This is a genomic window from Nonomuraea jiangxiensis, assembly GCF_900099965.1.
GTDB lineage: Bacteria > Actinomycetota > Actinomycetes > Streptosporangiales > Streptosporangiaceae > Nonomuraea > Nonomuraea jiangxiensis.
Window position 1 is genome coordinate 104,132 of record NZ_FNDJ01000035.1, and the last position, 9,542, is coordinate 113,673.

Annotated in this window: 7 protein-coding genes and 1 pseudogene; 6 read left to right on the forward strand and 2 right to left on the reverse strand. The window is 70.9% G+C overall.

The features are described from left to right. Nucleotides 1-2: 2 nt before the first annotated feature. From BLS95_RS46795 to BLS95_RS46810, 4 genes are all read left to right on the forward strand, one after another. Nucleotides 3-398: a DNA-binding protein gene (locus BLS95_RS46795; RefSeq protein ID WP_090946075.1), complete on the forward strand. Its 396-nt coding sequence runs from the start codon at nt 3-5 to the stop codon at nt 396-398. Then, on the forward strand, nt 395-1,030 hold the full coding sequence (locus tag BLS95_RS46800; protein WP_090946076.1) for a transcriptional regulator: 636 nt from the start codon (nt 395-397) through the stop codon (nt 1,028-1,030). Before BLS95_RS46795 ends, BLS95_RS46800 begins: the two co-directional genes overlap by 4 nt. 173 nt (nt 1,031-1,203) lie before the next feature. Then, a complete protein-coding gene (locus BLS95_RS46805) occupies nt 1,204-2,454 on the forward strand; it encodes an FG-GAP repeat domain-containing protein (protein ID WP_143044193.1) in 1,251 nt (416 codons plus the stop codon). 232 nt (nt 2,455-2,686) lie between these two features. Further along, nucleotides 2,687-5,551: a helix-turn-helix transcriptional regulator gene (locus tag BLS95_RS46810; RefSeq protein WP_090946078.1), complete on the forward strand. Its 2,865-nt coding sequence runs from the start codon at nt 2,687-2,689 to the stop codon at nt 5,549-5,551. Between the two features lie 73 nt (nt 5,552-5,624). On the opposite strand, the gene BLS95_RS46815 is transcribed toward BLS95_RS46810, so the two are convergent. Both BLS95_RS46815 and BLS95_RS56380 read right to left on the reverse strand, forming a co-directional pair. Then, entirely contained in the window at nt 5,625-7,442 is a 1,818-nt protein-coding gene (locus tag BLS95_RS46815) for an SGNH/GDSL hydrolase family protein (RefSeq protein WP_090946079.1), read from the reverse strand. A 657-nt stretch (nt 7,443-8,099) separates the two neighbouring features. Further along, complete coding sequence (locus BLS95_RS56380) at nt 8,100-8,243, reverse strand: hypothetical protein (protein ID WP_176993762.1); 144 nt, start codon at nt 8,241-8,243, stop codon at nt 8,100-8,102. 376 nt (nt 8,244-8,619) lie between these two features. On the opposite strand from BLS95_RS56380, the gene BLS95_RS46820 reads away from it, so the two are divergent. After that, a complete protein-coding gene (locus BLS95_RS46820; protein ID WP_143044194.1) occupies nt 8,620-8,946 on the forward strand; it encodes a hypothetical protein in 327 nt (108 codons plus the stop codon). A 432-nt stretch (nt 8,947-9,378) separates the two neighbouring features. Beyond that, nucleotides 9,379-9,542: pseudogene (locus BLS95_RS60070) on the forward strand (IS5/IS1182 family transposase); the annotation flags it as partial.

Consider the following 9,542-nt stretch of genomic DNA (forward strand, 5'->3'; position numbering starts at 1 on the left):
GTATGTCACGCAAGCAGGACATCACTCACACCGGGCGCGCGGACCACGCCCAGGCCGACCGTGAGCACGACGCGAGCGAACGCCTTCTGCGCCTGGGCGCGGACGCGCTCGACGCCCGTCCGTGGCGCCCCTCGCCGGCCCCGCCATCGGCGGTCGACCTCGTCCAGTTCGCCGTCTGGCGCAACGCCGACCTGGATCCGGAGGACGCCCTGAGCGCGCTGGCTCTCCTGCCCGCCGCGCGCGCCGAAGTCGAAGGACTCGAATCAGCCCTGCTGTTCATCGCCCGCGGCGCCGGACTGACCTGGGCGCAGATGGCGAACGCGATGGGATTCAACTCCCCCCAGGCGTGCCAGCAGCACTACACCCGCCTGACGGCGCGACAGGACGCCGACCGGTGACGCGCGACTCTCCGCCGGGCCTGCTGGTCCTGCACGCGGTGCGCATCCTCGGGTTCGCGGACACCCCGATGGTCGCGCAGCGGTACGGGCTCGATGCGGCCCAGACGGAAGAGCTGCTGCGCGATTACGAGGCGTGCGGCTGGGCCGGGCATGCCGCCTTCGCCGGCACCGCGGGCTGGTCGCTGACCGAACCGGGCCGGGCCGAGAACGAGCGCCTGCTCGCGGCCGAGCTCGCACGCGTCGGCGGTGCCGGCGAGGTCCGGGACGTCTACCGCGAGTTCCTCCCGCTGAACGCCCTCCTGTTACGGGCCTGCACCGACTGGCAACTCCGGCCCACCCCCGGCGACCGGCTCGCCGTCAATGACCACCGCGATCCCGTCTGGGACGCCGGGGTCCTCCACGAGCTCGCCGGCATCTCCCGCGCACTCACGCCGCTGGCCGACCGGCTCGGGAGCGTCCTGACCCGGTTGCGCGGATACGACACCCGATTCACCGCGGCCCTGACGCGCGCCAGGGGCGGGGAAAGCGCCTGGGTGGACCGCACCGACGTCGACTCCTGCCATCGCGTCTGGTTCCAGCTCCACGAAGACCTCATCGCCACGCTCGGCCTCGACCGGCACACGCAACCTTGACCGACTGGCCGGCCTGCGCATCTCGTGGTGGCCGAGGACGTTCATCGCGACCAGCGTGCCGCAGGTGGGGCGGGAGCGTGGGCTGGAGCGGCATTGGTGTTCATGTCCGGAACGTCGCATAGTGAGCGCCATGAGTTCCCGTTCGATGGCCTGCCTGGACAGAGGTGATTACCGTGCGCAGAGTCTCCCGGGCCGTGTGGAGGGCCGGCCTCATGGCCGCCGTGATCGGCCTGCCGGGGCCGGTGAGTCCTGCCCAGGCGGCGGCCGCGCGACCGGCTCTGGCGGGTGACGTCAACGGGGACGGGCGTGCCGACGTGATCGCGGGCATGCACCTGCTGGCAGTGAAGGGCAGGAGCGAGGCCGGCGGGGTGGTCGTCTACTTCGGCGGCCCGGCGAAGGTGTCCGCCACGGGGCGGATCGTCACCCTCACCACGCCCGTCGCCAGGGAGAATCTCGGGCGTACGCTCGCCACGGGCGACTTCGACCGGGACGGCTATGCCGATGTCCTGACCTCGGCCCGCGGCAGGCTCGTGGCCTTCCACGGCTCGAAGGCGGGGCTGCGCGGCGACGCGGCCACGGTGATCCCCTGGCCGGTCACCGCGCCCGCGATGGCCGCCGCCGACTTCGACGGTGACGGCTACGGGGACGTGGCCGTCACCGGGAACAAACAGGTCGTCGTGCTGCGCGGCGGCGAACACGGCCTGCGCCCGTCCGGACGGCTGGCCGACGGCGCCCCGCGGTTCGGCGCGGAACTGGCCGCCGGGGACGTGAACGGCGACCGGCTGCCCGACCTCGTGACCACCGAACACCGGGTGGCCTACCCCGACCCCGTCGGGCCACAGCGGATCACGGTCGTGCCCGGCTCCCGTTCGGGACTCTCGCTGTCACGCGCCTGGTCGATCACCCCGGCCGAGCGCGCCGCCCGCGATCTCGCCGTCGGCGACGTCAACGGCGACCGCCTGGCCGACCTGGTCCGGATCACCTCGGCCGGCGGGGAGACGTTCGGGGTGGTCGTCCAGCTCAGCCGGGGCACCGGCTTCGCCCCCGCGCAGACATTGACGTACGGCGAGGACCACCCCGCAGGCGTAGGCCTCGGCGACATCACCGGGGACGGCCGCGCCGACCTGGCCGTTCACCTCTCCAACGGCAACCACGACCACGCGGTCCTCCACCCCGGCACCGTGACCGGCGTCACCAACCAACCGGCCCGCCGCTACTCCCACGACACCTACGAGACCGGATACGGCACGAGCCTGCGCCTGGCCGACGTCCGCGGCGACCGCCGCGCCGACCTCATCGCCGGTCTCCCCGGCGTGTACGGCACCGGCGAACTGGAGGTCCTCCCCGAGGGCCGCGGCGAGACCCGCCAGCGCCTGTCCACCAAGGCCACCCCCAACGGCCTCGGCCGGAGCCAGCCCTCCTGACTCCCCCGACCTGGACTGAACGAACGCCCGCCGACGAGCGGCCCCGCGAGCCGTTCCGCCAGGGAAGGAAGCCCTGGAGAGTACGGCCCGCGCAGGTGACCCCGCTCGCGATGGACATCGAACCCGCTTTGTAAGATCATCGCGACGTTGACCGTGCGACTGGGTCCCGGCGTGCTCGCCGACTTGCGCTCCGGCAGCCGGTGCGATCGCCGGACCGACCGGAGGGGGCGCCATGGCGGATGGTGGGCTGACCGGATCGGCATCCGTGCCTCCCTCCCCGCCCGCGCTGGTCGGGCGGGCCGGCGAACTCGCCCGCGTCGAGGAGGCCGTCGCCGGCGGATGCCGTCTGGTCCTCATCGACGGCGAGCCGGGCATGGGCAAGACCCGGCTGCTGGAGCACCTGGTCGAGCGGGCGCACGCGGCCGGGCGCACCGTGCTCGCCGGCAGCGCCACCGAGTTCGAGAGCCTCGTCCCGTTCGGCATGTACGTGGACGCCTTCACCCGGCTGTCCGACGAGTACGGCGCCCCGCGCGGAACGCCGGCCGGCGACCTGGCCGAGGCGGCACTGCGTACGTTGTTGTCGATGGGCGGGACGAGCGACGGCGACACCGTCCGGGCCCGTTTGGATCGCTACCACACCTATCGAGGCATTCGAGCGTTCCTGTCCCACCTGGCCGCCGACCGGGGCGCCGTACTGGCGCTCGACGACCTGCACTGGGCGGACGCCCCGTCGCTCGAACTGACCGAGTTCCTGCTGCGCCGCCCGCCGGTCGGGTTGCTGCTGGCGATCGGCTGCCGATCGGATCTGATCCCTTCGATGGTCGGCGACGCCGTCGCCCGGCGGGATCCCCGCGTCATCCGGCTGAGTCTGGCCCCGCTCGACGAGGGAGCGGTGGCGTCGCTGATGCCGGCCGATGTGGGCCCGCGCCGGCGTCGGCTGCTGCACCGGGTCAGCGGCGGCAATCCGCTCTTCCTGCGGGCACTCCTGGACGCCGGCGACACCACGCTGACCGAACTGGCCGACGGCAGGCCCGGGGCCGCGCTCGCACTTGAGCAGACGTTGCTGGCGGTGCTGCGCAGGGAGCTGGACCGGCTCACCCCCACCGGCCGCCGGGCGGCCCACGCGGCGGCGGTCTCCGGCGAGCTCGCCTCGCTCCTCGTCATCTCCCACGTCGCGGAGCTGGACGCCGCGACGGCAGCCGCCGCCGTGGACGAGCTCTGCAGACAGGGGCTCGGCACGCTGGCGGGCGCGCGGTTCGTGTTCCGCCATCCACTCGTACGCGCCGCCGCCTACGACACGTGCGGGCCCGGCTGGCGCATCGCCGCCCACGCCCGGGTCGCCGACTACCTGCGCCGCAACGACGGGTCCCTGGCGTTGCTGGCCCACCACACCGAGCGGTGCGCCGAGCACGGCGACGAGGAGGCCGCCAGGACGCTGGGCGAGGCGGGCATCGCGTACGTGGACTCGGCGCCCGCCACCGCCGTGCGGCTGCTGAGCGACGCCCTGCGCCTGCTGCCCGAACGCGACGACCTGGTGCCGTACCGGGGCCATCTGCTCACCTGGCTGGCCCGGGGCACGGCGCCGGGCTCGCTGACGGAGGCCCGGAGGATCCTGCAGGAGGTCATCCACCTGCCGCATGACGTCGCCACGGCGGCGGTGGCCTTCTCCTCGGTGATATCGCGGCTGCTCGGCCGGCTCGACGAGGCGCGCGCCCTGCTGAGCGCGCACGCCCGCCGGGCCGGGCAGGACCCGCGCGTGCGCGCCCCGCTCCTGGTCGAGGTGGCCGCCGTTGCCGTGTTGCGCGCGGATCCCGAGGGGGCGCGCCGGCATGCGCTGGAGGCCATCGGGCTGCTCGCCAAGGCGGCCGATCCGACGCTCGGCGCCGCGGCGTACGCCCTGCTGGCCCTGGCGTGCCTGCAGGACGGCGACGTCGCCGCCGCGCGTTCGCACAGCAGGCGGGCCGGGTGGCTGATGGACAGCGCGCCGGACACCGCCCTCGCGACGCACGTGGAGCTCGTCGCGGCGCTCTCCTGGGGCGAGACCTGCCTGGAGCGGCCCGCCGACGCGGAGCGCCACCTGGACCGGGGCATCGACCTGGCGAGGATGTCCGGCCGCAGCAACGACATGCCGTACCTGCTGATCGCCCAGGCCCACCGCAAGGCTCGGGGCGGCCGCCTGGCGGAGGCCATCGACGCCGCGGAACACGCCGCCGCCGCCTCCGAGTACATCCGCAGCAGCGAGACCCTGGCGATGGCCCGATGCGTCATGCTGCTGCCGGTGCTGTGGCGGCACGGCGTCCGCCCGGCCATGGAACTCGCCGACCAGCTCACCGACGCCGCTCCCGGCTCGGCGTGGTGGCTGGCCATGGCGCACGTGGCCGTGGCCAGGGTCCGCCTGGCCGCCGGCCGTACCCGGGTGCACGCGCCGCCGCTGCCGCCGGCCCTGTCCAGCGACACCGAGGTGGAACGGCTGGCGGTGCAGTCGCTCCAGGCCGGCGCGGACGGTGACGTCGGGACCGCGCTCGCCCGGTCGGCCGGGGCGCTCGCCGCCGCGGCGGGCGGTCCCGCCTATCACCTCGGGATCGCGTACGACGCCCGGGCCCGCGCGCTGTGCCACCGGGACGAACTGGACGAAGCCGCGGCAGCGGCCGAGATCGCCGCCGAGCGGTTCGCCGAGAGCGGTGCCGCCGCCGAACGCGGCCTGGCGCATCAACTGCTCGCCGACGTCCACGGCCGCATGGGCGACGTGGCGCGATGCCGTACCGAACTCGGCCGGGCCAAGGCCGCCTACAAGGAGTCGGGCGCGGACTGGCTGGCCGGCCGGCTCGCGCGGGAGGAGCGGCGCCTGGCCGCGCGGGGCCCCCGGTACGCGGCGCGGCAGAGCGCCGGTCCGCCGCCGCTGACCGCTCGGGAGCGGCAGGTGGCCGAACTCGTCAGCCAGGGACTGACCAACCGGGAGGTCGCCCAGCATCTCCAGGTCAGCCAGAAGACGGTGGAGACCCACGTCGCGCGCATCTTCAGCAAGTACGACGTGCGCTCCCGGGTGGCGCTGGCCCGGCGGCTGGCGAGCCGGGAGGATCTCCCGGTCGCCGAGTAGCCCGCCGGGGCCGTGCCGCCGGGCGGTACTCGCCCGCCCGGCGGCGGTGGTCGCCGGTGTCAGCCGGTGCCGATCATTCCGGGAGCGGACCGCCGTTCAACCACGCCTCTCCCTGCTCGCGGAGGGCCTCCGGGTCGACCTTCTCGCCCTTGACGCAAGGGTCGTCGTCCACGGTCCGGTTGAAGTGGATCCAGGTCAGCTCGATGGGGGTTTGCAGGTTGCCGCCCCTCAGCACGGACGTGGAGACCGCCACGGTCCGCTGGTAGGGATCCACGGCCGTGAGCGCGCAGGGGTCCCCGGTGGCGGTGTTGCCGATGCCGCCGTCCGGCGGGACGCCGGACGGGGCGCTGCTGTAGGTGGCCGAAATCCAGGTCGACGTCGATACCCCACCACCCGGCGCGCCGCCGCCAGGGCCGCCGACCGTCGGAGCTCCCGGTACCGGCGCCAGGGGGATCGGGTTCAGCAGCACCTCCAACGGCACCGAGATGTCGCCATCTGTGTCGATGTAGTGGCAGATGCTGTCGATGGAGGCTCCATCACACAGCTTGTCGGTGTTTTCGACTGCCCACTCGTCGAATTCCCGTTCGGCGTCCGGGTCATCGGCGGAGGCTTGCGCGTTGGTGACGACGCGGTTGAAGTCGGGACCGTTCGGGAAGAAGCCCGAGAACCTTTCGGCCATCCAGGTCGCCAGCGCCCGGCCGATGGCCACGGAACCGCGCTCATTGGGGTGGAAGCTCTCCTGGAGCCCGTTGAAGATCCGGCCCTGCCGCAGCAGGTCGTTCCGGGCTATCACGCCGTTGAAGTACGAGTCCGGCTGGCCGATCTCGTGACCGGCCACCACGCTGGTGCCGTTCGGCCCCGCCGTGTTCGGGTCGAACACGTGCACCTGGACCTGCGGGAACCTCGCCCGGAACCGCTGGACCGCGTCCTGGATCGCCTTGTTCACCGCGACGATGTACGGATAGAGCTGGTCCATGGCCGGGCCGCCGATGTGCTTGTACGTGGTGTTGCCGGACGGCTTGACGGCCAGCGGGTAGAGCGCCACGATGATCTCCGCGTGGTCCGTGGCGTCCTTCACGTTCACCAGGCCCTGTTCGACGTTCGCCGAGACCTGCCCCATCGTCTGCAGCAACTGCTGCACCTTGAGATGGACGGCGCGTGCCTGAGCCCTGCGGCTGTCGATGTAGTTGTCGGTGAGCAGGGTCGAGTAGTAGGCCATGAGCATGGTCTTCATCAGCGGCCCGAAGTCGGCGTCGTTGCCGCCGAGCCCGAAGTAGACGATGTTGGTGTCCCGGGGGACGCCCGCCAGCTGGGCGACGTTCTTCACCTCCCTGATGTCGGTATGATCCTCGTCCTCGAACTGCACCTCCTTCAGGTGTCTGACCTCGGCCCCTGATGACGCGTTGAAGTAGAGGCGGTCGCCATTCCACTCGGTGCGAATCTTGTCGGGCTCGACGGTGTACTGGCTGTTGTGATAGGTCGCTTCCAGATAGGACCAGGCCAGATGGGGTGGTGCGTAGCCGCTCTGGTGCCGCCAGTCCTCGGAGCCGTCCACCATCCTGACGTACTGGTGATTGGTGGTCGCGCCTTCACCACTGGTGTAACTGTCGCCGACCACCACCATCTTCAACGGGATCCGGGGCACGCAGAACCCCGTACACGTCGATGGGTCGGTGGGCGTCGGGGACGGCGGTCTGAACGTCGGGGGCGGGAAGGTCGGTGGGGGCGGTTGGAGGGTCGGCCGGATGGTCGGGCGGGTGGTGGGGAAGATCGAGCCGTTGGCGCCCGCCGGGGTGCTGATCACGGTGATCGCGGCGAGCACGGTCACGAGCCCGATCAGGATCGCCCACCAGTGCGTGAGCCGTCGCCATAACCGGCGCGGAGGTCGCATGGACAGGTCTCCTTGGGTGCGGTCGGAAGGAGCGGACGCACGCATCATCCGGCCGCGGGGCGATCCCTAACATCCGGTGTTGTCCGCGCGACCACCCCGACATCCGGATGACGGGCCCGCGGGCGGGAGCACCGGAAGGCGACGTGGCGGAGGGTGGCACGCAAACACAGCGAGGTGGCACGCGAGGGCAACGACATCCAACGGCTCCCCTGCGAGCCTGGGGGAGTTCTGAATCCCTACCCCTGAGAGGCCGCCGTGACCTGCCCTGACCGTGCCTCTCACTGGAGCTGCGCTTCCTCGCATCGGAACACCACTGAAACGTGAGCAACCGCTGCGGACTTGATCCACGCCCTCACGGGAATCGCCCTCTCCCACGGGCGCGACCTCAGGCCGGTGCGGCTCCTTGGCTTCGAGGACCTTGGCCTCGATCACCCCGTCCCAGCCCGGCATCGGCTCGGCACGCAACTGGAACCTCTGGCCGACCACCGGCGCGAACCCGTGCACGGGCATCAGCCATTCCGACAGGGCGGCCGGCGGTGGCGGGGTCGACGTTCCACCCTGACAGCGCATACGCTTCCGGACACCAGGGAAGCCTCGCCACCACGCGACGATCAAAGGAGCGGGACTCCGACCGAGGTCGCCGCCCCCATAAGGTGCTCAGCAGCCCTTCGTAATGCGGACCAGTTCGTCTCCGGCGCCGAAGTCCCACCTCTTCTTGCCCTTAGTGCCGCCATTGGTCGCCGTCGCGGGGAATACGAGGAACGCGCCCATGAGCGACACAACAAATATGCTCTTCATCATGAGCGAAAACCCTGCCTGCCCGCGCTGAAGGGGTGATGAAATTTCGCTGAAATCGTCAGCCGGCGTGCGCAGGCCGCCTGCACGGCGAGCAGACGGATACTTCTCAGCCCGATCGGCTCTCTCGTTGCCGCCTCATCGGTGGCCGGTAAGGCGGGAGATGCAAGCTTTAAAGTTAAATGAATGCTTTTGATAATTTGGGTCCGGAATCTTGCCGTTGGGCAGGATCCAGCGCTGGAAGCCGCGACGTAAAAGCGACCCGACCGGTTCCGCATAGGTCAATTCATTTGCGCCGCGTTAATCATCTGCTCCCCATCCCTTTGCGTTGCACCCGCCACGATTCAGGGTGTCCAATCCGACAACTGCAAGGGGATGCTCCATGAGACCTCTTTCAACGACGATGAAGGCCGTACTAATCGGTCCGGCCGTCATCATCGGGACGCTGGCCGGGCTCGCGTCGGCCGCCTCCGCCACCACCACGTCGGCCCACCATTCGGTGCAGGCCGACTCCAGCTTCAGCCACGACCCGCGCTGGGACCGGCACCAGGGCAACCGGTATGACCCGCACTGGGGCTACTGGCGGCACGACCCCAGGCGGGGGTACTGGCACTTCGACCCGCGCATCGGCCGCTACCGCTGGGACCCGCACTGGAACCGGCGCTGGGACCACCAGTGGGACCACCGGTGGGGTCGCCACCACCGCTGAGTAGCGACACGCCGGCAGGAAAAGCCTGATACTCCCTGAGCATCAGTTAGTTCGTGCGCTTCCTGCCACTTGCGGAAGAAAGGCCCCGTGGGCGCCCACGGGGCCATTCTCGTCTTCCGCCAGCGGCAGCGCCCGTGCCTTTCACCGTCATATGGCAAACCGGTTCCCGATGGACCACCGGCAAGCGCCGTGCCGCCACCTGGCCATTATCGGCCTCCTACACGCCGTCATGAACTGACATTCCACGGCATTGAGGTGATCTCAGAGAAATAATTCGGGCGATTGGGGATTTCGGGACGCCTGTGGTGGCGTTTCGTGCCTTTCGGGAGAAGCCGTCGAAGGCCGGAGACAGACGTGGAGCCTCCGGTAGATGAGTTCTCACCACAAGAATCCCTGCCGCCCGAAAGGCTCCACGTGATTGCTCATCGTGCCATGCTCGACGTTCCCCGTGCACTGGTTCAGTACGTTGCCCGGCTGCTCCAGGACGAACGTCGCCGGCTCGGCACTCCCAAAGGCAGTCGCGCCCTGACCCCGTTCTGGCAGGCGGTACTGGTTCTGCGCTGGTTCCGGGGCGAGTGCGACATCCCCAAACTCGG

Bases quoted from the DNA above. Each gene is read 5' to 3' on its own strand.
- BLS95_RS46795 (WP_090946075.1), top strand. From the start codon at position 3: ATGTCACGCAAGCAGGACATCACTCACACCGGGCGCGCGGACCACGCC.
- BLS95_RS46810 (WP_090946078.1), top strand. From the start codon at position 2,687: ATGGCGGATGGTGGGCTGACCGGATCGGCATCCGTGCCTCCCTCCCCG.
- BLS95_RS46815 (WP_090946079.1), bottom strand. From the start codon at position 7,442: ATGCGACCTCCGCGCCGGTTATGGCGACGGCTCACGCACTGGTGGGCG.
- BLS95_RS56380 (WP_176993762.1), bottom strand. From the start codon at position 8,243: ATGATGAAGAGCATATTTGTTGTGTCGCTCATGGGCGCGTTCCTCGTA.
- BLS95_RS46820 (WP_143044194.1), top strand. From the start codon at position 8,620: ATGAGACCTCTTTCAACGACGATGAAGGCCGTACTAATCGGTCCGGCC.